General features: G+C 41.9%; 24 protein-coding genes. 7 read left to right on the plus strand and 17 right to left on the minus strand.

The genetic code is table 11. The features are described 5' to 3' along the window. Positions 1 to 30 precede the first annotated feature (30 nt). On the plus strand, positions 31 to 2,208 hold the full coding sequence (locus tag ABD772_RS01850) for a sensor histidine kinase (protein ID WP_345100716.1): 2,178 nt from the start codon (positions 31 to 33) through the stop codon (positions 2,206 to 2,208). Here the strand turns inward: ABD772_RS01850 and ABD772_RS01855 are convergent. Both ABD772_RS01855 and ABD772_RS01860 read right to left on the minus strand, forming a co-directional pair. After that, positions 2,205 to 3,962, minus strand: a complete 1,758-nt coding sequence (locus ABD772_RS01855; RefSeq protein WP_345100717.1) for an ABC transporter ATP-binding protein — start codon at positions 3,960 to 3,962, stop codon at positions 2,205 to 2,207. The two genes, ABD772_RS01850 and ABD772_RS01855, sit on opposite strands and share 4 nt — an antisense overlap. Continuing rightward, positions 3,952 to 5,694 carry an ABC transporter ATP-binding protein gene (locus ABD772_RS01860; protein ID WP_345100718.1) on the minus strand — a complete coding sequence of 581 codons (1,743 nt, stop codon included), beginning with the start codon at positions 5,692 to 5,694 and terminating at the stop codon, positions 3,952 to 3,954. The genes ABD772_RS01855 and ABD772_RS01860 overlap by 11 nt, the downstream gene beginning before the upstream one ends. A 100-nt stretch (positions 5,695 to 5,794) precedes the next feature. Between ABD772_RS01860 and ABD772_RS01865 the strand changes: the two genes are divergently transcribed. Continuing rightward, positions 5,795 to 6,397 carry a GNAT family N-acetyltransferase gene (locus ABD772_RS01865; RefSeq protein ID WP_345100719.1) on the plus strand — a complete coding sequence of 201 codons (603 nt, stop codon included), beginning with the start codon at positions 5,795 to 5,797 and terminating at the stop codon, positions 6,395 to 6,397. A 68-nt stretch (positions 6,398 to 6,465) separates the two neighbouring features. Further along, positions 6,466 to 6,687, plus strand: coding sequence for a CDGSH iron-sulfur domain-containing protein (locus ABD772_RS01870; protein ID WP_345100720.1), 222 nt, complete (start codon positions 6,466 to 6,468; stop codon positions 6,685 to 6,687). A 97-nt stretch (positions 6,688 to 6,784) separates the two neighbouring features. On the opposite strand, the gene ABD772_RS01875 is transcribed toward ABD772_RS01870, so the two are convergent. Both ABD772_RS01875 and ABD772_RS01880 read right to left on the minus strand, forming a co-directional pair. After that, the gene (locus ABD772_RS01875) at positions 6,785 to 6,997 is read right to left on the minus strand and encodes a VF530 family protein (RefSeq protein ID WP_345100721.1); all 213 of its coding nucleotides are present in this window, start codon (positions 6,995 to 6,997) and stop codon (positions 6,785 to 6,787) included. 4 nt (positions 6,998 to 7,001) lie between these two features. Beyond that, the gene (locus ABD772_RS01880; RefSeq protein WP_345100722.1) at positions 7,002 to 7,661 is read right to left on the minus strand and encodes a bifunctional 4-hydroxy-2-oxoglutarate aldolase/2-dehydro-3-deoxy-phosphogluconate aldolase; all 660 of its coding nucleotides are present in this window, start codon (positions 7,659 to 7,661) and stop codon (positions 7,002 to 7,004) included. 152 nt (positions 7,662 to 7,813) lie between these two features. On the opposite strand from ABD772_RS01880, the gene ABD772_RS01885 reads away from it, so the two are divergent. Together ABD772_RS01885 and ABD772_RS01890 are read left to right on the plus strand one after the other, a co-directional pair. Further along, positions 7,814 to 8,827: a PfkB family carbohydrate kinase gene (locus ABD772_RS01885; RefSeq protein WP_345100723.1), complete on the plus strand. Its 1,014-nt coding sequence runs from the start codon at positions 7,814 to 7,816 to the stop codon at positions 8,825 to 8,827. 8 nt (positions 8,828 to 8,835) lie between these two features. Continuing rightward, a complete protein-coding gene (locus ABD772_RS01890) occupies positions 8,836 to 9,297 on the plus strand; it encodes a NanQ anomerase/TabA/YiaL family protein (protein ID WP_345100724.1) in 462 nt (153 codons plus the stop codon). Between the two features lie 61 nt (positions 9,298 to 9,358). Here ABD772_RS01890 and uxaC read toward each other — a convergent pair whose 3' ends face one another. From uxaC to ABD772_RS01935, 9 genes are all read right to left on the minus strand, one after another. Next, the gene (gene uxaC, locus ABD772_RS01895; RefSeq protein WP_345100725.1) at positions 9,359 to 10,765 is read right to left on the minus strand and encodes a glucuronate isomerase; all 1,407 of its coding nucleotides are present in this window, start codon (positions 10,763 to 10,765) and stop codon (positions 9,359 to 9,361) included. Positions 10,766 to 10,841: 76 nt separating this feature from the next. Beyond that, positions 10,842 to 11,861, minus strand: a complete 1,020-nt coding sequence (locus tag ABD772_RS01900) for a glycoside hydrolase family 130 protein (protein WP_345100726.1) — start codon at positions 11,859 to 11,861, stop codon at positions 10,842 to 10,844. A 15-nt stretch (positions 11,862 to 11,876) separates the two neighbouring features. Next, positions 11,877 to 12,095: a hypothetical protein gene (locus tag ABD772_RS01905; protein WP_345100727.1), complete on the minus strand. Its 219-nt coding sequence runs from the start codon at positions 12,093 to 12,095 to the stop codon at positions 11,877 to 11,879. A gap of 69 nt (positions 12,096 to 12,164) precedes the next feature. Beyond that, a complete protein-coding gene (locus ABD772_RS01910) occupies positions 12,165 to 12,935 on the minus strand; it encodes an HAD-IIB family hydrolase (RefSeq protein ID WP_345100728.1) in 771 nt (256 codons plus the stop codon). Then, on the minus strand, positions 12,932 to 13,963 hold the full coding sequence (locus tag ABD772_RS01915; protein ID WP_345100729.1) for a class I fructose-bisphosphate aldolase: 1,032 nt from the start codon (positions 13,961 to 13,963) through the stop codon (positions 12,932 to 12,934). Before ABD772_RS01915 ends, ABD772_RS01910 begins: the two co-directional genes overlap by 4 nt. A gap of 106 nt (positions 13,964 to 14,069) precedes the next feature. Beyond that, the gene (locus tag ABD772_RS01920) at positions 14,070 to 16,322 is read right to left on the minus strand and encodes a DUF7133 domain-containing protein (RefSeq protein ID WP_345100730.1); all 2,253 of its coding nucleotides are present in this window, start codon (positions 16,320 to 16,322) and stop codon (positions 14,070 to 14,072) included. A gap of 217 nt (positions 16,323 to 16,539) precedes the next feature. Further along, positions 16,540 to 16,950 carry a c-type cytochrome gene (locus tag ABD772_RS01925; protein ID WP_345100731.1) on the minus strand — a complete coding sequence of 137 codons (411 nt, stop codon included), beginning with the start codon at positions 16,948 to 16,950 and terminating at the stop codon, positions 16,540 to 16,542. 1,085 nt (positions 16,951 to 18,035) lie between these two features. Beyond that, entirely contained in the window at positions 18,036 to 18,917 is an 882-nt protein-coding gene (locus ABD772_RS01930) for a YitT family protein (RefSeq protein WP_345100732.1), read from the minus strand. A 19-nt stretch (positions 18,918 to 18,936) separates the two neighbouring features. Further along, entirely contained in the window at positions 18,937 to 20,106 is a 1,170-nt protein-coding gene (locus ABD772_RS01935; RefSeq protein WP_345100733.1) for an FG-GAP repeat domain-containing protein, read from the minus strand. 241 nt (positions 20,107 to 20,347) lie between these two features. On the opposite strand from ABD772_RS01935, the gene ABD772_RS01940 reads away from it, so the two are divergent. After that, positions 20,348 to 20,818 (plus strand): sigma factor-like helix-turn-helix DNA-binding protein, encoded by a 471-nt coding sequence (locus tag ABD772_RS01940; protein ID WP_345100734.1) that lies wholly within the window; start codon positions 20,348 to 20,350, stop codon positions 20,816 to 20,818. A gap of 57 nt (positions 20,819 to 20,875) precedes the next feature. Then, positions 20,876 to 22,414, plus strand: coding sequence for an MFS transporter (locus ABD772_RS01945; RefSeq protein WP_345100735.1), 1,539 nt, complete (start codon positions 20,876 to 20,878; stop codon positions 22,412 to 22,414). A gap of 356 nt (positions 22,415 to 22,770) precedes the next feature. On the opposite strand, the gene ABD772_RS01950 is transcribed toward ABD772_RS01945, so the two are convergent. The 4 genes from ABD772_RS01950 to ABD772_RS01965 all read right to left on the minus strand — a co-directional run bounded on the left by ABD772_RS01950 (position 22,771) and on the right by ABD772_RS01965 (position 26,173). Beyond that, complete coding sequence (locus ABD772_RS01950) at positions 22,771 to 23,271, minus strand: RICIN domain-containing protein (protein WP_345100736.1); 501 nt, start codon at positions 23,269 to 23,271, stop codon at positions 22,771 to 22,773. Positions 23,272 to 23,283: 12 nt separating this feature from the next. Continuing rightward, positions 23,284 to 23,739, minus strand: a complete 456-nt coding sequence (locus tag ABD772_RS01955; RefSeq protein WP_345100737.1) for a DsrE family protein — start codon at positions 23,737 to 23,739, stop codon at positions 23,284 to 23,286. Between the two features lie 24 nt (positions 23,740 to 23,763). Further along, complete coding sequence (locus tag ABD772_RS01960; RefSeq protein WP_345100738.1) at positions 23,764 to 24,660, minus strand: c-type cytochrome; 897 nt, start codon at positions 24,658 to 24,660, stop codon at positions 23,764 to 23,766. A 94-nt stretch (positions 24,661 to 24,754) separates the two neighbouring features. After that, entirely contained in the window at positions 24,755 to 26,173 is a 1,419-nt protein-coding gene (locus tag ABD772_RS01965) for an alpha-L-fucosidase (protein ID WP_345100739.1), read from the minus strand. Between the last annotated feature and the right edge of the window lie 39 nt (positions 26,174 to 26,212).

Genomic DNA, 26,212 nt, shown 5'->3' on the forward strand with positions numbered 1-26,212 from the left:
ATTAAGCGGCTGCGGCGCCGCTATGTAAAAATGAAAAAAATATTATTAATCTTATGTTGCCTGATACAAAATCTTGGCGTATTTGCTCAAAAAACTGACACATTAGTCATACACGACGACGAAAGCCGCTATTTGACCAACAGTTATTTCCTTGAGCTCGAAGATCCGCGTAATAAAATTCTGGCCAGAGATATCATCTACAATCATAATTTCCACCGGATAAATGATCAATTCCCGCGCCTGGAATATTCAAAGACCATAACCTGGCTCAAATTCACCCTAAAAAACGCAAGCCGACAATCTACTGTACCTATCACTATCAGCAGAAGTGTTATAGATGAGTTTGACGTTTATTTTATTGATAGCAATAAAACGGGCCCGCCCCGCCTGAGGCACCTATCGGCAAAAGATGCCTCAAATAGTTCGAATCTGCTTACACAAAGCATTACCCTTGTTGAAGCGCCCCTTGAGCCGGATTCATCTATCACCCTGTTTGCCCGGATTAAAAGCAATGCAACTACAGTTATCCCTATTCAGATCAATAGTGCAGACTTGTTCATTACACGCCGTGGCATTGAAAACTTAATTAATGGAGCCGTAATGGGCATGTTTGCCATCATGGCATTGTATAACCTGATGTTATTTATCATTGTAGGCGATAAAAATTATTTATACTACAGCATATATATCGTGTTTTTGTCGCTAACTCAGGGCTTACAGCTTGGCTTTGGGAATAATTTATTTTCCGGCAATCTTAGACTCCTTAATAATTATATCATACCCTTAACCAGGATTTGCTTCGGGTATACTTTACTGTGGTTCGCAGGCAATTTTTTACGTTTTAAGCAAAACGTAAAAAAGCCCTTTTATAAGTTTTATCAATTTCTATATGTGCTTTATGCATTACCCCTGTTGGCAACCCTTTATGGCTATACAGATATTGCTTATAGTCTTATTACTTTTGCCATTTTCACTACCTGCCTCACGCTGATCATGCTGGTTACTATTCTGTATACCCGAGGCTTTAACCCGGCTAAATTCTTTATTATGGGCTGGGGGTTGTTTCTGATAGCCATCCTGATTTCTATATGTAAAAACTATGGTGTTGTACCTTACAATTATTTTACGGCAAACATTGTTGTATATAGCGGCTTAATTGAGCTGATATTATTTTCGGTTGCGCTGGCAGACCAGATCAACTTCTACCGCAGGCAAAATACCGAGTCGCAATTGGCCGCATTGGCTATCGCCAAAGAAAACGAACGTTTAATAACCGAACAAAATATATCTCTTGAAAACAAAGTAAAAGATCGTACGCAGGAACTGATTCAAACCAACCAAAGCCTATCAGTAACCATTGACAATCTCAAATCGGCGCAGATACAATTAGTTGAAACAGAAAAGATGGCATCGCTTGGTTTGCTTACCGCAGGTGTCGCGCATGAAATCAATAACCCGATTAACTTTGTGGGTGCTAATGTCAGCCCGCTACGACTGGATATGAACGAGCTGATAGAGTTGTTAGGAAAATTCGAAATTGCCGCTAACAACCCTGATAAGCCTGAACTATTGATAGCGGCCAAAGAGTATAAAGAAAAAATTGATTCTGATTTCCTTAAAGAAGAGATACATATTTTGCTGAACGGTATTGAAGATGGCGCAAACCGTACGGCGGAAATTGTACAAAGTCTGCGAACCTTTAGTCGCATTGATGAACCGGCCCTTACCCCAACCAATATTAATACAGCAATATTGAATACACTGGTAATTCTCAGGAGCGCTATACCTTATTATATTGAAGTAAAACCCATACTTAATACCCTGGAGCCACTCAACTGCTATACAGGCAAAATCAACCAGGCTTTACTTAACCTGATTAATAATAGTATCCAAGCCATCGAAGCGAAAAAAGAGCACCATAAAGAGAATATTACCATTTATACACATGATTTCCCTGACCATATTACCATTGAAATTATGGATACAGGTATTGGAATGTCTAATGAGGTGAGACAACGCATATTTGAACCTTTCTTTACCACTAAAAATGTTGGCGAGGGTACAGGTCTGGGTTTATCCATTGTGTTTGGTATTATTGAGAAACACAATGGCACCATCCAGGTGCAATCATCTCCAAATATTGGCTCCAAATTTACTGTTACCCTACCTAAGCACCTAACCAATTCAGAGGTAAGTCCCTTCGATTAGCTAACGCGCTTACCTTTTAACAACCTATCCATCGCATCATCCAATGAACCGGCACGGGTAACCTCGCCCGAATTAACAAAGTAAATCTCGTCGGCGTTCTCAATAGTATTCAACCGGTGCGCAATGATGACCCGTGTGGTAGTATCGGGCAGTTTATTCAGGATATCGCCCAATAATTTTTCGGTGATAGTGTCGATGTTAGCCGTTGCTTCATCCAATATCAACAATTCAGGATTACGCAGTACAGCACGCATAAAAGCAATCAATTGCTTCTGCCCCAAACTGATACTATCGCCGCCCGATGTAACCGGCGTATCCAACCCCTTCTCAAAAATAGCCAGCAAAGCGCTTAGGTTAGCATCATGAATAACTTGTTGTAACTGATCATTGGAGTAATCCTTATAAGTCTCATTACCATACAGGATATTGTCACGCACGGTGCCTGTAAACAGGAACGGCTCTTGCAGAATAAAACCTACTTTCTTTGAGCGCTCTATGGCATCATAACTTCTGATATCCTTGCCGTTCAATAACACCTCGCCTCTGTTAGGATCATATAAACGCGCAATTAACGATGCTGTAGTGGTTTTACCACCGCCGGTAGGGCCAACCAATGCATAAGTTTTGCCCCGTTCCATTTTAAAGCTGACGTTATGTAAAATCTCATGGCCCTGGGCATAACCGAAGTGTACATTTTTAAACTCCAATAATGTTTCATCATCCCCGGCGTGGTCATCTTCAATATTGGTCAGGTTTGAATCTAAACCCAATATCTGCGATATTCTATCCCAGGCCGCCATAGCGGTCTGAAAGTTAGCCCAAAGTGCTGCCAGCTGCCTTAAAGGGTTATAAAACAGGGTTACATAAGACAGATAAGCAATCAGCAATCCGACAGAAAAATCGTTACCGATCAGATAAACACCATACACCAGCACAATCAACTGCGCCATGCTGGCCCCCAAACTATAAACCGGCAAAAAAATATTATTAGCCAGACCGGCCCCAATAGCTGATCTATAATTTTCCTGATTAGCTATATCGAACCGTTTCCTGAAATAATCGCGGCGATTAAAGGCTATGATCACTTTGAAATTATTCAGACTCTCCTGTATCTCGGCGCTCATGCTCCCTACGCTTTTTAAGCTTTTAGCATTGGTTCTTTTAACCCATGGCGATACCAGCATGGTAAATATCAATATCAAGCCCATTGGCGCCATTGCAGCTAAACCCAATTGGATATGAATCAGCAGCAAGAATACACCCGCCCCAGTCATTGTAGCAATACTACCAATGAATTGCACCAGCGATTGCGAGAAAAACTGATTCAGCTTGTCTGTATCGTTATTTACGCGCGATATCAGGTCGCCGGCTTTGTTTTGATTAAAGAAATCAACCGGCAATAGCTGTAGCTTATTGAAAATGGCATTGCGTAAAGTAAACAGCATACGTTGCCCTACCCCACCCATCAATTTGGTTTGCAGGTAGCTTGTGGCTAATCCTATCAGGTACATGCACAACAGCACTGTCGACCAGAAAAACACGCCGCTATATTGTTTAGGTATCACATAATGATCAATTGTACGACCTATAATAAGCGGCCCGAACAAGTTTAATGAAGCATTAAGCAATATAATAAGAGTGGCAAGTAACAATGTTGGCCGCTCGTGCGCGATGAGTTGCAGCAGTTTTTTTAAGGCAGCCAGGTTCGAAGTCTTTTCGGTTTGCCCGGATAATTTGTTCAAATTATAATTCATAGTTGCTTGTGCTTTGTTGCGAATTAAAAATTTGTACATATTCGGGGCTTGTATCCATTAAATATTTGTGCGAGCCGTGGGCAATAACTTCGCCCTGCATTAAAAGAATCACCTGGTCATAATGTTCAATAGCCGCTATTTTTTGGGTTACTGACAAAAGCGTCAGGTTGGGATAATTGCGCTGTACATTGGCCAATATCTTTTTCTCGGTACTGGCATCGACTCGAGCTGTAAAATCATCCAGTAACAAAACTTTAGGATTAACCGCCAGCGCCCGAGCCAGCATGATACGCTGCTTCTGTCCGCCTGACAAACTCGACCCACGCTCAGAAACCACTGTGCTTAAGCCCCCGGGCAAGCTATCTATAAAATCTTTCAGCTCCGCCGTTTCAATAGCTTTTTCCAGCGACCCGTTAGTTACGGTATCGCTAAACGCGATATTTTCGCGGATACTCATATTAAAGATAATGCTATCCTGAAATACAAATCCCACCTGGCTATGAAATACCTCGCTATTATAGTCGCCAATTGGTTTACCATCAAATTCAACCGAACCGCTATCAGCGTCGATTAGTCCGGTTAACAAATAAAGTAATTGTGTTTTACCGGCAGCAGTGGGACCGATAATGGCGATTTTTGATCCAGCTTTAACTGAAAGCGAAATACTCCTCAACACCGGTTTCTGGTCGTATTTTAAGGTAATATCCTTTAGTTCGATATCGCCTTTTATCTCATCTGTTATTGTGCCGTTGTCCTGCATATCCGCAGCGTTCAGAATCATGGTAATACGGGTGTATGATGCTGTTGCTTGCGCGATGATGTTACTCATGAAACCAATTACCAGAATAGGAAAGATCAGCATTGACAAATAGCTGTTAAAAGCGGCAAAATCGCCTAAAGTCATGCTCCCGTTAATTACATAATGCCCACCCAACATCAGGATAGTCAGCATCGATAAGTTGGACGTAAATGTGATAACGGGGATCAAACCGGCAAACAAATTCAATATTGACAATCCAAAATCTCGGGCTTTGGTATTGGCCTGCAAAAACTTGTTGATCTCTAATTGTTGAGAGTTAATAACACGAATTAATGCCGCACCCAGGATACTTTCATTAATAATCTTATTCAGCCAGTCGATCACCTGACGACTTTCGATAAACAATGCTCTTACCTTTTTCAATACGTAAAAGAAGGTGCCGCCTATAATGGGGATAATGGCTATAACCGTCAAAGCCAGCTTCCAGTCGATAGTCAACAACAAAATGCTTGCACCTATTATAATAAATACCGACGAGGCGATAGACACTATAGCCTGCGATATAAACATTTTGATTGAGTCGGTGTCGGCAGTCAAATTGGTCAGCAGCTTAGACGGATTCGCTTTTTCGATAAAAGCATGGCTTTGTCGGGATATTTTGTCAGCCAGGCGAGTGCGCAAATCGCGTGCTACACGTTCTGAAGCATAGGTTTGGATAATACTTTGTACGTAAGCGAAGATAAATATAAGCGCTATCGCTCCGCTAAACTGAACGACGATATGCCTGACATCAAAAGTGTGATGTGTAAAAGCATCAATACCATTAGCAATGATTTTAGGCAACAGTAAGTTGATGCTATTACTGAGTAAGGCAAAGAGCAACAGTAGCAATACTAAACCTCTGTAAGGTTTAAGCAAGCTCATAATACCCGGCGACTTTTTTTGCGCTGTTTGAGGTTTTTGTGACGGCATGTATGTTTCTTTGTGTCAAATATTGTGCAATTGTTTTAAATCTCAATAAAATAATAGACGATTATGTCTACAAAGTCTTTTAAATTTTAAAAAATAAAAAATGGCCCTGAATTTCAATAAAGATCAAGACTATATACTTGAGGACGACGTTATATTAATAAGGCCTTTGCAAAAAGATGACTATATAAACCTTTTGCCCATCTCTTTAAACGAACCCGAGACCTGGGACCTTTCATCCAAATCTGCCGCAGGCGAGGAAGCACTAAAAGCTTATATCGCAGAAGCGCTGGCGCAACGCGCCGAGGGCAAGGAATATCCTTTTATTGTATTTGACAAAACCACCAGCCGCTATGCTGGCAGCACCCGCTTTTATGATATCCAAATAAACAACGATACGTTGCAATTGGGTTATACCTGGTATGGCAAGGACTTTCGGGGAACAGGATTGAACAAACATTGCAAATTTTTGCTTTTACAGCTTGCATTTGAAACTTTCAGTGCCGAACGGGTAGAGTTCAGAGCAGACAACCGCAATAAGCCTAGTATTGCAGCCATGAAAAGCATCGGTTGTACAGTTGAAGGTGTAATCCGCAGCTATATGCCGCTGCGCAATGGCGGCCGCCGAGACGCAATCATTCTAAGTATTCTGAAAGATGAATGGCATGGCTCTGTAAAAGAAAGCCTTAAGAGCAAACTAAGATAGATTCTGAATAACAATCTGCTTATTGAAGCAATTCAGGCTTGATTATCTTTGCCGAAACTAAATTCTATATGAGTACAAAACTTACTATTAATAGCAACGGATCAGTAAAAATTGATGGCGACTTTGAAATTGTGGATATGCAAGGCAATCAATACGGTTTACAGGGACGTACCGTAGTTTCTATTTGCCGCTGCGGGTTATCGGCCAATAAACCATTCTGCGATGGTTCGCATAAAGGTCATTTCGAGCATAATGCAGTAGCTTTTGATTTGCCGCCTAAGAAAGTGTAATTACACCTATTTGCCATCCTGAGCGGAGCTAAGGATCTGCCGAGCGACTATCGAATAGTTTGCCTACGCTTCGTTCCACTCAGGATAACAAAAATCATTATTTCCCGCGCATATATAGGTCTTCCACCTTCTTCCTTGCCCAGGGCGTTTTCCTTAAAAACTTGAGGCTTGAGGCTATACTCGGATTATCCAGAAAACAATTAATGCGTATACGATAACCCAATTCCGGCCACCCGTATTTGGCTACCAGTTCGGTTAATATCGCCTCAAGCGTTTTACCATGAAGTGGATTGTTGGCTTGTTCCTGCATACTTTTACCTGCTTGACTTTACTATTTCAATAGCTTTTTTGGTAGCCTCAGTCAACTCAGCATATTTTCCTCTTTCCATTACAGCACTGCTTATCAGCTGGCTACCCATGCCTACCGCACAAACACCGGCTTTAAACCATCCGCCAATACTTTCTGCAGTCAGTTCGACACCGCCGGTTGGCATAAAAAGCAAATTGGGAAACAATGTTTTTATGCTCGCCATAAAAGCCGGACCTAAAATATTACCCGGGAAAAGTTTGATGATCTTGGCGCCCATTTGCTCGGCTTTGATAATTTCAGTCGGCGTCATACAGCCAGGCAACCAAAATACGTTGTTGTTATCAGCCACCTCTATAGCATCCTCTACTAATCCTGGGCTGATAATATAATCGGCACCTGCGTCAATAAAAGCCTGTGCGCTTTTACCGTCTTTAATAGTACCCACACCCAGATACATCCCGCCTAAATCATTATCGCAAACCTTGCGCAAACGGGCAAAATTTTTCAGCGCCGCTTCGCCGCGATTGGTATATTCTATGGTTTTTATACCGGCATTGTATAAAGCATGAAGAATATTAACGCTTACCTCTTCGTCCTTATTAAAATATAACGGAAGGATACCCTGCTCAGGTATTAGTTTGAGTATGGTGGCTTTTTTGTCCATGCGGTAAAAGTAGGAAAGAATATTTAAAACCGAAGTCGCCAACCACGCAAACGATGTCATTTTATTTAGGTGCGAAAGCCTTCTTAATTAATTTGCTTTGATGTACATTTGGCTGCACAGCATTAACCAATTACCTATTTATCCAGTACACAATGCCAAAAAAAATAGTAACATTCGGTGAGATCATGATGCGGTTGTCGACACCGGGCAACAAACGTTTTGTACAAACCGATAGTCTTGACATTACCTATGGCGGCGGCGAGGCTAATGTAGCCGCGGCCCTTTGTAATTATGGCATGCAGGGTGTGTTTTTTAGCAAATTACCAGACAACGCACTGGGGCAGGCAGCCATTAATCATCTGCGCCGTTTTGGGGTTGATACGCAATTCATCGCCCGTGGCGGTAAACGTTTGGGCCTTTACTTTCTGGAGCCGGGCGTTTCTATGAGGTCGTCGCAGGTTATTTATGACCGGGCTGATGCTTCAATATCCGAGGCTGAATCCGGCGATTTTGATTTCGACGCCATATTTGCAAATGCCGTATGGTTTCACACTTCTGGCATCACTCCCGCGCTTAGTGATAAGGCTGCGGCCCTCACCTTAGCTGCTCTGAAAGCTGCTAAGGCAAAAGGCATTACTACCAGTTTAGATTTAAATTATCGAAAAAAATTATGGAGTGCAGAAAAGGCACGTGAGGTATTGACCGAGCTTTGCCAATATGTAGATGTTTGCATTGGCCCGGACGCTACGCTGGGTTTTCATGCCGGAGATACGGATGTAAATTTAAATGAGTTAAAGCCAGAAGATTATAAAACCGTATTTAAGCAAATGAAAGATAAATACGGCTTTCAGTACATAGCGTCAGGTGTACGCGAGAGTCATAGCGCATCTGACAACAGCATAAGCGCCCTGATTTATGACGGCAATGAAATGTATCAAACCGCTCGTTATGATGTACGGATTGTGGACCGTGTAGGCGCCGGCGATTCGTTTGCCAGCGGGTTGATCTTCGGGCTGCTTAACGGAATGAGCGCCATAGACGCCGCTGAATTTGGCGTTGCCGCATCCGCTTTGAAACATACTATTCCCGGCGATATGAACCATGCTACCTTACCCGAAGTGGAAGATCTGGTAAAAGGTAATCGCTCAGGAAAAATACAACGATAACAGCTACTATGATCATCGATACCCTTAAAAACGCAGAACGTTACTATACCCTACACAGCGGTTTTAAAACCGCTTTCGAATATCTGAACTCAACCAATTTAGCTGCGCTTGAAAATGGGGTAATTGAATTGGGCGACGGCATTCGCGTAATTGTATCCAATGATCCGGGGCGTACAAGAGAAGCTGCTGCCAAAATCTTTGAATGTCATAACCAAAACATTGACATACAAGTTTGCATACACGGTCTTGAAACCATGGGCTGGAAACCTCGTGCCGATTGCCAACAAGTTGAAGTGCCTTACAATCCTGAAAAGGATTATATGTTTTACAACGATGAGCCTGACACTTACTTCTCGTTAAAAAACGGGCAATACGTGATCTTTTTCCCTGAGGATGTACATGCACCAATGATTGGCGAAGGATTGATCAAAAAGCTGGTGGTAAAGGTTCCGGTTTATAGTATACTATAAAATGATGTCATCTCTTAGACCTAAGGAGAGATGACATATTGGAGAAGCCTCAAAGTTTTACTTACTTATAAAACCCAAAATACTCTCTGGCGTTATTGTAACAGATGTCCTGTACGATTTTACCGGTCCATTCGAGATCATTCGGCAGTTCTCCATTCTCGATATCAGTTCCCAGCAGATTACATAGTATCCTGCGGAAGTACTCATGCCTCGGGAATGACATAAAGCTACGTGAGTCGGTCAGCATACCCACCATTTGGCTTAGTAAGCCGATGTTTGACAGTGAATTCAGCTGATCTATCATTCCGCTTTTCTGATCCATAAACCACCAGCCCGAACCAAATTGGATCTTGCCGGCTACCGATCCATCGTTAAAATTACCCGTCATGGCCGCAAACAGGTCATTGTTTACCGGATTGCTGTTATAGATGATGGTTTTGGCCAGACGATTATCAGTATCTAACTTGTCTAAAAACCTTGAAAGCGCCTTGCCATGGTTAAAATCCCCTATCGAATCCCAGCCGGTGTCCGGCCCTAAGGTGGCTAATCCACGGGTGTTGTTGTTGCGCAAAGCTCCTAAATGATATTGTTGCACCCAGCCTTTTTGGTGATCCCACAGCGCAAACCGGTATAACAAAGCCGACCTGAATTTCAGGTTTTCGTCGGCAGAGATAGGTTTGTTGGCTCTTATTTTCAGGAAGATGCTTTTGATTTCATTTTCGGTATAATCAACCGAATAAATATGATCCAGTCCATGATCAGACAGTTTGCTTCCATTTGCAGCAAAATAATCGTGGCGGTTTTTCAGAACTGATAAGTAAGCTTCGTAATTATCAATTTTGGTGTTGCCTACTTTTTCCAGCTGATCGATATAAGTATTAAGTACATCTATATTATCTGGATTCATCGCCTTATCCGGCCTGAACGAAGGCAACACCTTAACTCCAAAATCGTCTTTTTTGATTTTTTGGTGATGGGCAAGATCATCCAATGGGTCATCGGTTGTGCCCACTACCTCTACCTTAAACTTCTTCAGCAAACTGCGTACGCTATATTCCGGCGATTGAAGTTTCTCAGCACATTCATCGTATATTTTTCCGGCAGTAGCCGGCGACAATATTTCTTTGATACCAAAATAACGTTGAAGCTCCAGGTGAGTCCAATGGTACAGCGGGTTCCGTAACGTATAAGGCACTGTCTCTGCCCATTTCTCAAACTTTTCGCGATCGCTTTTGTCGCCAGTGATATAACCTTCGTGGACGCCGTTGGCACGCATAGCCCGCCATTTATAATGATCGCCGTTTAGCCAAATACGGGTAAGGTTGGCAAATTGCTTGTCGGCAGCTATCTCATCGGGTGGTAAATGACAATGGTAATCAATGATAGGCATAGACTTGGCATAGTCATGATATAGTTTTTGGGCAGTTTTGCTTTCCAGTAAAAAGTCATCGTCAAGAAAGTTTTTCATTGTCAGGTTGTAATTTGCTGAGCGCAATTATACTTTTTATAACCTGTTATATCAATATTATATCGAGTTATTTACGTTATCGTTTGCGTATATCGAAAGCGAGTAACTCATCAACCAACTCTTTTAAAATTACAGATGCACAGGCAATAACATCATCCCCGGCACCATAGTAAATATAAAGCGTGTCGTCAAACAAAGCCGTCCCTGTCGGAAAGCAGACATTGTCTACATCGCCAGCCAATTCGTATGGCTGATCTGGCACGAATAAAGGGTAAGGCAAACGGGCAATCTCTTTCCGCGGATCATCAAGATCGAATAGTGCCGCGCAAGCCGAATAATGGTAACCATTATCAAAATGCTGCACCCCGTGATAAATTACCAGCCAGCCACATTCGGTTTCAACCGGAGGGCAACCTGCACCGACATAGTTTAACTCGTGCAAATTTTTAGGGGTAAGCACAATGTTATCCTTGAGGTCGCTTACATAACCTTCCCAAAAATCTTCGGTCAGTTCATCCAAACTATTAACAGCTACCAACTGTATATCAGGTTTTATGCGGTGCAAAAACATCAGCTTACCATTGACACGTCGCGGAAAGAAAACGACATCCTTGTCCATGATGATAACCTCGGGCGAATTATAATCGTCACGATACCGGGCTATGATATCGGCATTATTGCGTTTTGCCAGCAGATCAAACTCACTGCATTTTAATTGCGGAACAATGATGCCTTTTTTATCAAAGTGAATCAGGTCGGTAGATGTTGCGACCGCCCCCAGCGCATCGGTACCATCAAACGCCACATACGAAAGATAATACGTATCATCAATCTTAACAATGCGCGGATCTTCCATACCGTGCCTTTCATAATCATATTCAGGCGACAAAAGCGGCGATATCATGCGGTCGGCTATTGTGAGCGGTCCATCGAGCTTACAATAACCAATGCTTGAAAAATTACCTTTACGTACTGCCCGGTAAAGCAAGTGTACAGTATTCCCTTCTTTAACTGCGGCCGGGTTCAATACGCCTTCGCTTTCAAAACCGAGATCTGTGGTACTAAGCAGCGCCTTTTCTTTTTTAACCCTTACCATTCTCGCAGCCAGAAATTAATTTGACTTTTTTGCAGTAGCCACTACAACAATTCCACCGACAATTAATATACCACCCAGGTATGGCGGCCAGTTAACTGTTTTTTGCTTATCGGCCGATATCTGTACAGGGCCGGCGTCTAAAACCTTTTCTTTTTTGGTATAAGTAAAACCTGTCCAAACCAGCATAATGGCGCCGATTACTATTAAAATTATTCCGATGAGTTTAGTATTCATAGCATAAATGTTTATAGTTATTAATGCTATAACAGGCTATATTGTTTGCCATTTATGCCTTTACAACAATTAAAAGGCATTTTCATACTTACCTTTTTTATCCAGACAGGCTATAATACCCTCAATAACGCGCTTAGTTTCATTGGGGTCTTTAATACAAATGGACGCAATGCCAGCTTCTTTGGCAGGATAATCATTACCCCCGGGAAATATCGCATCGCCAACGAATATCATCTCTTTCTTTTTGATGCCGAGTATTTCGCGCAGTTTTTTTATACCATAAGCTTTATCAATACCCGGCCTGGTAACATCTACCGATGTGGTACCGCCCAGATTTACTGAAAACTCAGGTATAGTCTTGGCTAATACGGCCTGTATCTTTTTGCGTTTGGCAAATCCGGGGTCCCATTTCTTCTTTTCTTTCAAAGGAGCATGCTGCCCCAGCGCCGAGTAGGTGATTTGGCTACCGCGATCTTCAATCTGCTCGCCCCAGGTTTTTTCGGGTTTAAAACCCTGCTCTTCTACAGCGGCGTTTAAGCAGCTGACGATCTTTTTCTTTTGCTCCTCCGTAAAATCTTCAGAATATAATTTTTTCCAACCCGATTTGTACTGATAAAACTTAGTGCCACAAGTGGGCAATATCGACAGGTTTTTGAATGCTTTTTTATTGGTGAGGTGCGCCAATACTTGTTTTTTAAACTGCGGCCAATCACCGCCAGACATGATGGCTACCTGAGTGACATCAATCAGCGCGTTCAATATCTTTACCATTTCGTCGTCAATTGCTGCTTTACTTTCGGCCAGCGTTCCATCCAGGTCAAATACGATTAGCTTCTTCATAGCACAGGGTATTTATCCAGATCAACACTATAGCGGCCGACACGTGCGGCACTATCCATGCTTGCCCTAAAACGCAGCATATCCTGGGCTGCTTTTACATTTTTGTCCTTGCCCTTCCAGATATCAAGAGCAGGCTGCTGTATAGCACGGGCGAATGAGAATGTAAGCGGCCACGGCAATTTACTTTCATATTTAACGTGCATCTCGTGCAAATTCGCTGTGGCCTGCTGCGGGGTTTGCCCTCCAGATAAAAATGCTACGCCGGCAACGTCATGTGGGACCGACGCAAGCAGGCAATTGATGGTAGCGGTTGCAACTTCATCGGTACTATTTTTTATATGACTGTCTTTGCCGGCTATTACCATGTTTGGTTTCAAGAGTAAGCCGGGCAGGTATACACCTTCCTTTTCCAATTGCCTGAACAATTCTTTAATTACACGCTCTGTCACCTCATAGCAACGCTCAATGGTATGATCACCGTCCATTAATACTTCTGGCTCCACAATCGGCACAATATCGTCTTCCTGGCACAGGCGCGCATATTTGGCTAATGTTTCTGTATTGGCTTGAATATTCGCCTCTGTTGGCAAATTTTTACCAATGGTAATTACTGCACGCCATTTGGCAAAACGGGCACCCAAGCCATAGTAATTATTCAGGCGAATGTCAAGCCCATCCAATCCTTTAGTTATCTTTTCTTTAGGCGAGCCGGGCATTTCCGCTGTCCCTTCGTCCACCTTAATACCGGTAATAATACCTGCCTTCTGCAATACATCAATAAATAAAACACCATCGTCTGTCGACTGATAAATGGTTTCGTCAAACAATATTGCACCGCTTATACTTTCTGCCAATCCCGGCGTGGTGACTATAAGCTGGCGATATTTACGCCGATATTCTTCTGTTTGCGGGATGCCCGCTGCTTTAAAACGTTTGTTACAGGTAGGCAAACTTTCATCCATTGCGAGCAGGCCCTTGTCGTCTGCCATAAGTGCATCGGCTATTTGTTTAAGTTCTTCAGTATTCATACTAGATTTAACAAGCTGTGATAATAATTGTGTTTAATTTAAACGTCACAAAAAAAGGGAGTTGTATATCTACAACTCCCTTTTTTTTGTGACTACGGATATTCTATTATCTGCCTAAAACCGACCTGGTGCGGTTTAGCTCTTCCATGGTATAACTTTTGGTTCTACCGGTTGTTGCGTCTCTTACCTTTTGTACATCCGAAGGCAAAACAACGCTGCCTTTGTTACCAAAATCACTGCGGATGTAACTTAATACTGATGCTATATAGTCATTGGTATTGCTGCCTAAAGCCGGCATTGCATCATTATAAGTTGTGCCTCTTATAGGCCCTTGTAAACCATATAACAATACTCTGATGATTCTATCAGGCGAGTTAGCATTAACATCCGAATTTCCGGCCAGTGGCGGTGCGGTGAATGCATCGCCTCCGGTTTTAATGCCTTTACCATCTAAACCGTGGCAGGTAAAGCATAGTTGCTTAAATACAAGAGCGCCTTGCGCTACCAGTTTGGCACCCTGCTCGTTCATCATTTTCTGACGTGCCAGTTGCTCAGCCCGGGCCCTCAGTTTATTTTCATAGCTGCGCTGTGACCCCTGCAAAGCCGGATCGTCGGGATAGTTTTTTATTAAACCCGCAATAATAGCTTTTGATTTGTCTGAATTAACAAAGCGCATGGTCAGCAATAACTGGAAACGCACGTCGGCACTCGGGTCATTGCTTAATTGTTCAAGCAGGTCAATGGCATGACTGTCTTTTTTCATAAAATCCTCGCCCAGCCAAATAGTGGTTTTACGTACTTCAGGATCTTTATCTTTTAAAGCGGTACTGAATGTTTCTTCGTCCATTGCATCCAGGCCATTCAGCGTCCATAGGGCGTGTATACGTGCCAGCTGACCGCCATTAACTGCCAATGCTTTCAAGGCAGGCACAACAGATTTATCACCCCTTAGTACCAGTAGTTTTTGAGCATTATCTCTCCACCAACCATTCATACTATTAAGGTGATCAACCAATTGAGCACTGGTTTCTTCAAGCATGTGCGGTTTTTCTTTTGATAATTTAAAATCATCATGCACCAGGCGAAAGATACGGCCGCGGCCTATGTTTTTTTGCAATCCTTTTTGCAGAATTTTTGGGCGTAGGTAGCTATCAGCTTTTGTCCACTCACTTTCCTGAATAATACCGTGATACATATCTACAATATACATACAGCCATCAGGTCCGGTAATGGTATTGACCGGACGGAAGTTCAGATCTGTCGATGCCAGGAATTCCGATTTATCATATGCATTCCGGATGGTGACCTTTCCGTTGTTGTCATTAACTTTGGCCCTCCGGATCAAGCGACCGACAGGCTCGCAGATAAACAGGTCGCCGCGCATATCGGCAGGTAATTTATCGCCGCGATATATCGACTGCCCATTACTTGCGGTAAAGTGGTTCAATGTACTATCCGGAAAACGCAGGCGGCCGAAACCTCCCTGTACATCTGGTGTGGTAACAATTGGCCATACGGCAACAAAATCACGGTCATACCGGTCGCCAAAATCAAACTGACCATAATGAACGTTTTGCTGATACATGTAAGCAGGGTCCTCGCCACCGGCAGATGAGTAAAACAAACGACCGTAATCATCATTGCCCATACCCCACTGGCCCGCAGTACCGTCAATCAATGTATCAGGTATTACTTTATCGCCGCTAACCGTATATCTAACCGGGTCATAAGTGAGGTATAAGCGGTTATCCAGGTTCCAGATCAAACCACTTTTCTGGTGTTCAAGATTGTTGGTATTGGTGCCGTTATTTTCGTAAGCTATCCAATTCTTATCGGCAACGCCATCGCCATTGGTGTCCTGAAAACAATATACGCTGTTTGACCAGGTTAAACTAACCAACAGTCGTCCGTGGTCTAGAGGTTGTAAAGTGCGCGGCAAAATAATGTTATCGGCAAAAACAGTCATTTTATCCATCACACCGTCGCCGTTTGTATCTTCAAGAAGTTTTATCTTACAGGTTTTATCGCGTTCATGAGTACCGTTAACATCTAACATATAGGTGTTCATTTCGGCAACATACATGCGGCCGTCTCCATCCCATGCAATTGCAGTAGGCTGACTAACCATCGGTTCAGAAGCTACCAATTGTAAATGATAGCCCGGTGGCACATAAATATGCTTCATTTCCTCGACCGGCGACTTCGGCGTCGGATCAGGATGCATATCAACCAAAATCCTGCCCGATGCATCGCGCTGTACAGGATACTGCGTTACATACTTCTGCACCGACTTACAGGTATAAAACAACACTGCTGCCGCCGACACGACAATTAAAATACCTTTGTAATTTTTCTTCATAATTTAAGGTTTATACTTCAAATTTTAACATAGCACAGCCGATACACCAAAACGGGTGTTAAGGCAATTTATTTATTACGGAGTTTAGGTTACAATTGGTTATAAATTAAAAGGCCGGTGTAGTAATCTATATAGTATTAATATGGATTGCTATACCGGCCAGTTTGGGGGTTATTGTATAATTGTATGGTATACGATAACCGCGTTTTCATGCAATTTATTTAAGCGATAAGATGTATTGCACCATCTTTTTGATATCAGCTGGTGGTACCGAGGGGTGTGCTGACATTGGCACATCGCCCCATACACCACTACCACCGGCAATAACTTTTTGCGTTAGTTTCTCATAATTTGCGGCAGTTGCAGGATATTTTTTAGCAACGTCTTTGTAAGCAGGGCCTACATTTTTAACGTCAACTTTATGGCAGCTTAAGCAATCGTTTTTTGTTAGTAGTTGCTTTCCTTGTTCAAGGGTTACAGCGCTAACCTTACCGGCCGCAGCTGGTGTAGTTTTTTTAACTACAGTAGTTTTTTTTGTAGTGGTTTTTTTTACAACTTTTTGTGCAAACGATGTGCTCACAGCAAACATTGTAAAAAAAACGGTAGTTAAGATTGCGATCTTCTTCATTTCGGATATTGTGTATATATGTATAAAATTGATTACTTGGTGGTACGACTAATTATTAACTAAGAGGTTTAACAGTTAAACACGTTTATATATCAGCTCTTATTAAATTAATTGGCGACGAACAAAGTTAAACAATATCAATAGACCATCAAAGTTGTGCAATCGATGGCACAAATGCAAATGAAAAATAAATTTTATAATTAAAAACTGTTACTGCCAGTGTCAGCAATGCACTTTTAAAGCTGAAAACAGTAATTAAATTAAACGAGAGGCTTAATCTGTATTACAATTGTTACTAATACAACAAACAAGAAGGGATAGCCCGATCGGACTATCCCTTCTTGTTTCAGGACGGATAAACTGTATTTAATTAGCTCTTCTTGACTCTGCTCTTTTAGCCTGATAAGCCAATGGAAGAATAATAGCAGCTAATAATGCGACAACTTCTAATATTACTAACATAGTGGTTCTTAATTTTAATGTTTTAATTGATGTTAACTGTCTTTGCAGAAACAATCGCACAAAGCGATTGCATCCGTGTTGTTATTCGACACAAAATATGCCATAAAAAAATAGGCGTTTCCCGAGTCTAAAAACCAAATTTTTTGAAATCAAAAATTTAAACAATTCACCGGTGAATATTAAAGTTTGGTTAGATATTGTCTGTTTTTTAAAATTGGCACGGGAAAAAAGTTTGCTTCGGAAAAACAAAAAAGTGTTTTTTGGCCAAAAAGTAAAAACGTGCCGAAAAAAGACTGACAATTGCGAATTTTCCGATGTTTAGCGGGCCGAAATCGAAAAAAGTACTATTTTTTAAAAAAAAAGAGCCTGAAAAACAACTCAATTTGAAAGACTCGTCCAAAAATTCGACGCTATTGATTTTGATCATCAATCCTTAATTAAAGGGGAAAATATTTTACGCCATATTGTCAGCCGAACAACATTACTGACAAATCATGACAAAAAATCCGAAAAATTGACCAGATTCACTACTTTCTGGTCTAAAACAGCTCCAATCAGTTCAAAACCCTCAAAACCGGGGTATGCCAAACTTTTATTATGAATTTCGCAATAAAACCTGGGTTTTAATGATCTAATGCACGGCGTTTAATCAATCCACCTCTCACCTCCGAAACAGAGTTGGTTACAATGAAAGCCGTTGGATCAATTTGTTGTACCCGGGCTACCAAACGCTGTACCTCTAATCGGGTGATAACGGTTACAATAATATCAACATTTTTTTCATTTATATCCGTCTTACCAAAACCGCGTTCGCCTTTGTAAACAGTTACTCCTCTATGCAGATGCCGCATTATAACGTTTTTTATTAACTCGCTTTTGGGTGATACAATGGTTACTGATGTAAACTCATCAAAGCCCTGCACGATGTAGTTAATGGTTTGCGTAGCTGCCAGGTAAGTTAATATTGAATATAGAGCCGCCTCAATCCCCAGGAAAAAAGCCGCAATTCCAAAAATAAAGATATTAATTACCAGAATGATCTGCCCTATGGATAGTGGCGACTTGGGGTTAATATAAACCGCCAGCAAGTCGGTGCCGTCAATCACACTGCCACCGCGCATGGCTAAGCCGATGCCGGTGCCCAGAAACAACCCGCCAAAAACTGCGGTAAGCAACTTATCATGAGTTACCAACGGAAAGTTAACAAAGTATAGAACAAGCGACAGGAGGACTATAGCTACAGAGGATTTTATAGCAAACAGTTTGTCTATCCTTTTATATCCTAAAAAAATAAACGGTACATTAATCACCACAATCAATATTGATATCGGCCAGTCGGTTAATGAACTAATCAATAGCGAGATACCGGTAACGCCTCCATCAATAAACTCGTTAGGGATTAAAAATCCTTTAAGTCCGAAAGCGGCACTGGCAATACCAATAACAATCATGATAATGCGAATTATCTCAATGCGGCGATAAGCTTGTTTACGAGTCAGGGTCATAAGTTTGATGCTTGTTTTATTAACGACTATTTTCGAAATAAAATACACCTTTTTTGTTGGAAATTACGATATCCTTCAATTTATCTTTATTCATATCCTGTACCACAACATGCAAACCAACGCCCGAGTTATCATCAATTTGGTGTGCTATGAAATAAGGCGCTTTGCCAGGTGTAAATTCAAACCAGTATAATACAGCCGGTTCGTGCGAGCCGGGGTCGGTGTTGGTATCGTTATGAGCAAACCAGCGCTTACCGGTAACCAGGTCAGGATAGCTGTCATTATTTATATCTACCAGGGCCACACCGTGTGTTTCAGAAAATGATTTGTCAATCTCGTGCTTTGTCCAGGTAGTATTTCCCTGCACATCCTTACCCTGCTGATACCACCATATACCATATTTATGTGCTGATGCACTGATTACGTCGTTCAAACCATCACCATTAACATCTATTACATACATTTCAGAGCAATCATCGCCAAAGTTGGCAGGATGAAATTTCCAGTCAGTCTGCTTACGATCGGCTGGGGCTTCCCACCACCCTTCTTTAATGAGTACATCTTTGCGTCCATCTTTATTAACATCGCCGAAACCCAAACCATGCGAATAACGATCGGTACCCGGGGCATTTGTATCACTGATAGCATAACGCACCCAGGCAGTATCGCCTTTTTTTACTGGCGGACTGAGCCATACCATTTGCTTAGCATCTATATCGGCACACAAAATATCAACACGGCCATCGCCATCGACATCTACAAAATTGGGCGACTCATTTCCCACCCCAAGGTTATCTACAATAGCGTGTTTTTTCCAGTAACCAGCCTCGCCTTTTGGGTTTTCATACCAGCAGGCCGGCGTACCGGGATAACCGACAATGACCTGATCGGCCCAGCTATCCTGGTTCACATCAATACTATAGTTTAAAAATGATGTACTATATTCGGTACCAGGTTTTAAAACTGGCGTCGGGGCTATTTCGTGGCGAGTCCAATTGGGCGCCTCAAACCAGCAACTGCCGGCTATAATATCAAGCTTCCCGTCGCGATTAACATCGCCAACAGATACCCCTTCTGATATAAAATTGTTAGTAACTACATGTTTAATAAACTTAACGCCGGTTTGGGCGTTTAGCAGATTGCCTGATAACAAAGCAACGGTGGTTAATATAATTACACGGTTTTTCATAAAGCGGACGTTTGTTTTAAGTATGTTATTTTATTAAAACAGGCTGTTTTATAATATGCAAGTTAAAGCTTATCGTCTTAAAAGGCAAAGTCAAAACATGGGTATAATCTTTAATAATAAGCTTTAAACATATAAGCCGTAGCACTAAAAAATACTTGTATCATATTATTATAAGTTTGTGTAGTTTCGTAATCTGTTTACCTACAGCAACCTTGGGCGGATTTCTATACAAGAAATTAGAATGGCGAAACAGGATCAGGAAATATTAAATACCAAACCTTTAAGTATCCGTAGTATATATGATGCTTATGCCGGTATGTTGCTTGGCTACATTTTTGAAGTGGTAAAAGACCACAAAATAGCTGAACACTACCTGGTAAAAACCTTTTGCCGCATAGCTGAAAAATTTAATGAAACTGACTGGGGCGAAACCAATATATCGTGTCAATTGCGGCGTTTTGCTAAAAACGAACTGGTTGACTTTTATAAACTGGCAGAAGATTATGAAATCCCAGCACACAATAGATCAGCTACCCTCCAAAACGTTTACCTTAACCAAATGACCGATGAGCAAAAGCTTGTTTTCTGCAACATTTACTATGGCAGGATAACTACGGCACAACTTGCCGCCGAAATAAAAAAGCCCGAGGCTGAGGTTAAACAATTGTTGAAAGAGGCGTTTGCCGTAATCAGGAGATTGCATGAACGTTAATCAGCATAGTTTACACTTATTTTTACGAATCTCGATAAATCACCCTGTTATAAATCAATGGCGACAGTAGCATTAAATAGCCCCGCAGGTAAATGGATCATGGCATCGACCATACTGGCGTCGTCTATGGCGTTTATTGACGCTACGGCGCTTAATGTTGTACTACCTGCATTGCAACAAGGTCTGCGCGCAACCGGTGCCGATCTTTTCTGGATATTGAATGCTTACCTGCTCATGCTTGCCTCGCTGATCCTGATTGGCGGCGCCATAGGAGATAAACTGGGCCGCAAAAAAATATTCATGGTCGGAATATTTATATTTATCGCTGGCTCAGCAGCATGTGGTTTATCAACCGGCGTCTTAATGCTGGTGATTTGCCGGCTGCTACAGGGCATTGGCGGCGCGCTAATGATACCTGGAAGCTTGTCACTCATATCTTCATCTATCGATGCTAAAGAGCGCGGCAAGGCAATAGGCACGTGGTCGGCTTTTACAACAGTGGTAACTATGGGCGGCCCGGTTTTAGGTGGTGCGTTGGCCGACGCTGGTTTATGGCGATACATCTTCTTCATAAACATACCTATTGGGGTTTTAGCTTTATTTATGCTGGCCTTTAAGGTACATGAGATCAAAGATGAAGACAGCAAAGCAGAGCTTGATTTCACCGGAGCCATTACTATTGCCCTGGCTCTGGCAATGATTACTTTTGGATTTTTGCGGATACCGTCTGTTGGTTTGGCAAATGTGCAGGCCTACGGGTCGTTAACTACAGGCTTGTTGTTTTTGGTAGTATTTATCGTGATTGAAATGAAGAGTGCTAACCCCATGATGCCGTTAAAATTGTTTAGCAACAGCACTTTTAGCGGGGCTAACTTGCTAACGTTCTTTCTTTATGCAGGGCTAGGTTCCGGGATGCTGTTTTTGTCACTGAACCTGGTACAGATACAGGGTTATAGCCAGCTGCAATCGGGGTTAACGTTTTTACCTTTTACCGTGCTTATGATTGCTATAGCACGGTTTGCCGGCAGCCTGGCTGACAAGCTCGGCCCACGTTTGTTTCTAATTGCGGGGCCGGCCGTTGCCGGCAGTGGCTTACTTATTCTGTCGTTTGTAAAACAAACCGGCGGACCGGCGGATTACTGGACTTCCTTCTTCCCCGGCGTGTTGGTTTTAGGTCTCGGTATGGCCTTCACTGTTGCTCCGTTAACCGCAGCGGTGATGAGTTCAGTCAGCGATCACTTTTCGGGCACTGCATCGGGTGTTAACAATGCCATGACACGGATATCCGGTGTTTTTGCTAATGCCATATTTGGAGCAATGGCCGTACTGTTTTTCTCGGGTGCGTTGCAGCAAAGTTTGCAAGCTGGGTCTTTCAGCGCAAAGGAAAAACAACTGGTTATGCAGCAAGTAAAAAACCTGGGCAACGCTAAAGTACCCGCTGCCTTAAATGCCAATAAATCGCAGATAGAGAAATATTATCATGAAGGTTTTATCAGCGCTTATGCTAATATTATGCGCATATCTGCAGGTTTGGGGTTCGTTGGAGCGTTAATGGCATTAATTTTTATCCGCCAAAAGACTGCCCATAAAACCTGACATTGTCAGAAATCTCCGTCGTGCTCCAGTTTTTCAGAGATCGTCTTAATGGCGCCGTCCAGCTTTTCAACCGATATTAAAATATTTTCTTCGGCTTCAAGGTATTGCTTGTGCTTATCGTTACTGTTTTTGATCAGGTCAATTAGTCTTAAATATTAGAGAGATGACGACGCACTTCATGCGAATTAATAAATGATAACTCTTTCTTTTGCGAATCAAAAAACAACTTTTCATAATATCGCTTTTGCCATGTGATATTAAATATCATGGCGATAATAACTGCTGCCAACATGGAAATAATGACCACGTTGATAACGGTTTAATAAATAGTGTTTTAATCGCTCACAGTTATATTATTACATAGTGGGTGCCTGCTCATAGATGCTCCAGAGCTGATCGGGTGTATTGCGTTTTACACCCAAAATAATAGCTGAGTTTACGCCGCCCCTATTGTCGGCCGACGTTATATACAGATCGGTTCCTTTTAGCTTGATAAGGTAAATATCCGCCTTAACCGGAATAAATTCATACTGTTGTTTGTTGTTATCTGGTACCAGTGGCTGTTCATTAAAAGCCACATTTGCTGCCGGTGTACCTATCGGTTGAAACGTTTTATTGGTTAATAGGTTTTGCAGCTGGTAAGTGTTGTCGCCGGTCTTTTTAAAATTCCAGGTCATACACTTCCAGTTCTCGGGATAATACGCCACCAGAGGGGTGCCATTTTTTGAGCTCGCATCCTTTACACGCAACAGCATACCTGTTTGTACATTTTTAATGGCATAATTGCCTTTGATATCCTGTGCAAAAACAAAAGCCGCATTTGATACAAATGCGGCTAATAAAAGTAAATTCTTCATTGCGTATATTTATTATGGATGTACTATGGCCCATCCGTCGTTACCGCGAATGATGATCTCGCCATTACCGCTAGGTACATAACCGATAAAATCAAACAACGTGTTTTTATCAATATTACGTTCTTTGATGGTATTGTTGCATTGTGCCAGCACCACACCTTTTTTCTGTAAAGCCTGTAACGTTTTCTCGTATGGGCCAGATTTCAAAAACATAGTATAACCACCAGAAAATGCCACAAGTTCAATTTCAACCTTTCCTTTTAAACGCGGATCTTCCAAAGCATTGTCGATATTACGTAAGGTCATTTTAATTTTTGCTGATGCGGTATCGTCAACAAAATACAAAGCTTTATAATGAGCTTTACTAGCGGCAGCGCCTTTAAATCCGACATCAGTTTTTTGTGCAAATGCCGGTTTAACCAACGCAATTACCGCCAAAACAAGAAAGTATTTAAATAGAATTTTCATAATCAGTATATTAATTTAAAGTTATTATTTTTTTGTGTTTAATTTCTGCTCATTAGCGATAGGCTGATACGGGCCAAACTTATGTTGGTGTTCGTTAAAACTGTCAGCATACGGAGCAAATGGAAAATCCACAGGCTTTTTGGCAATATTTTTCCAGTCGGCGCTTTGATCAAAATGCGGACGCGGCTGCGAGTTAACAAAAGCTGCCACGTTCCATGCTTCTTCATCAGTTAACTGCGGGTTTTTATAGGTGGTACCAAAAGGCATATTGCTTTTTACAAAAGCTGCTAAATTGGTTACGCGGTATAAACCGGCCCCGTCATTATAACTATGACTTCCCCAGAGCGGCGGGAAGGTGTAAGCTACCTTATCTGGGGTCAGCTGCCCTTGCCCATCAGCACCATGGCAAACCTGGCATTTTTTCATGAATACCTCTTTGCCTTTAATCGGGTCGGCAGCTTTATCCATATAAGCCAATTTCAAAACACCGCTACCAGCGGGCTTCTGGCCTTTGGGTACGCCTTTGCCTAACCATTTAATGTAAGCAATCATAGCTTTCATTTCGCGGCTGGTAGTATCCATCGTCTTGCCGTTAAGGCTGCGTTGCATGCAACCGTTTATTCGCCCCGCTATAGATAATACATTATTGGTACGCGGCATAAATTTCGGATAATTTGCTGAAGTAGCCTTAAGGCTTAAACCGTACGCCTTAGTCCCTGCGTTGTTGTGGCAATTCTGGCAATTCATACCATTGGTCAGATGCGCTACCTTGCCTTTCGGACCAAGATAAACGGCGGTATTGGCGATCAGCTCGTGCCCATAACGAAGCTGCTTGCCGGCCTTGCCGGGAGGTATTTTTCTTTCCTGAGCAATAGCAGTTAAGCCGCCCAGTAGCATTAAAATAGAAAAGAAAATTCGCATTTAGTTTTATAACGCCTATAAATAACAAAACAGGTTAAAAGCAAATAACGTAATTGTTACCGACTTTTAACCTGTTTAATTTTATTTTCGATGATTAACGCTGCTCGTTGTAAACCTCAAACTCTGATATTGAAGGATTTCTTTGTGAGCCTAATATTTGTATCCTTACTTTGTTAGCCCAGATACGGCTAAAACGATGAACCTTTACAGCGGTAGTTTTATTGCCTTCTAAAATCGACTTCCAGGAGCCTGCTGAAAAATACTCCAACTTGTATTTGTTAATGTTCGATCTTCTTTCGGCAATAACAATAGTATTAAGTGCAGTTTCGCGTTTAAAACTAACTTCATACCATGGTTCTTTTACCCGCGGATTTGATACCCATGAAGTATTAAAGCTATCATCATTACCAAAGTCGCTGATATTCATATCATCACTCCAACTTGAGTTAGCCGGAGCGTTTTTAGCCAGATTTGAAGAAATGATTGGGGCTTCGTTATCAGGCAATGCTGCCAACGGGCCATCATTTTTCCAGATCTTGCCAATCTCCTTTAATTCGGCCACGGCATTATCATCAAAACGGCCGTCTTTATTCGGCGCTACATTCAGAATAAAGTTACAACGATCGTTATTTAGTTTTTTCAGGTAATCATTAACCAAACTGGCAGCGGTTTTAACCGGTGTAGTCGGGAAATCAGTTTTCCAGAACCATGAGCTTTGAATAGGTAAGCAGGCTAAAGCAGGCATGGTATTGCTACCGGCTTCCATACGCTGACCGGCGCCCATCTCGTACGTCTTGATATCGGTATAATACAAACCCAATTTTGGATACTTAGCACCGTTAAGATCCATCAGCAAACAATCAGGCTGTAATTTTTTTACAAGGTTGTAAATATCTTCAAAGGGCACATCGTCATAAGAGATTCTTGACCATGGCGCATCCCATCCATCAATGATCAGCGCTTCAATTTTACCGTATTTTGTTAACAGCTCAGTGATCTGGGTTTTAACCATTTCAATGTGGCTTGGCTGTATCTGGTTAGGGCGCAGCTTGTGATGAGTATCCAGAATTGAATAATAAAGCATCACTTTTAAACCATTCTTTCTAAAAGCATCAACATACTCTTTTACCACATCGCGGTGAAGCGGACTATTCATTACATTATAGTCAGTACTTTTGGTATCCCAGATACAAAAACCGCTGTGATGTTTGGTAGTGAGACAGCCATAAGTCATATTTGCCGATTTAGCAGCCTTTGCCCACTGGTCGCAATCTAGTTTGGTTGGATTAAAGTTTGAGGGCGATGCTTCCGGATCAGGCCAGTCGGCATCCATATAGGTAGGTATATTAAAATGGATGAACATACCAAAGCGCAAATCAATAAATTGCTGCTGCAATTTTTTTAAATGCTCGTTTCTGGTATTTACTTCCGTCACTACGCTATTTTGAGCAAATACTATAGAAAAACTCAATAAGGTAAGGGCCAGTACTAAGGGTAGTTTTTTTGATATCATATTAATTATAAATGCATTTAACGGGAATTGGCTAAATTG

This window comes from Mucilaginibacter panaciglaebae, assembly GCF_039539265.1.
GTDB lineage: Bacteria > Bacteroidota > Bacteroidia > Sphingobacteriales > Sphingobacteriaceae > Mucilaginibacter > Mucilaginibacter panaciglaebae.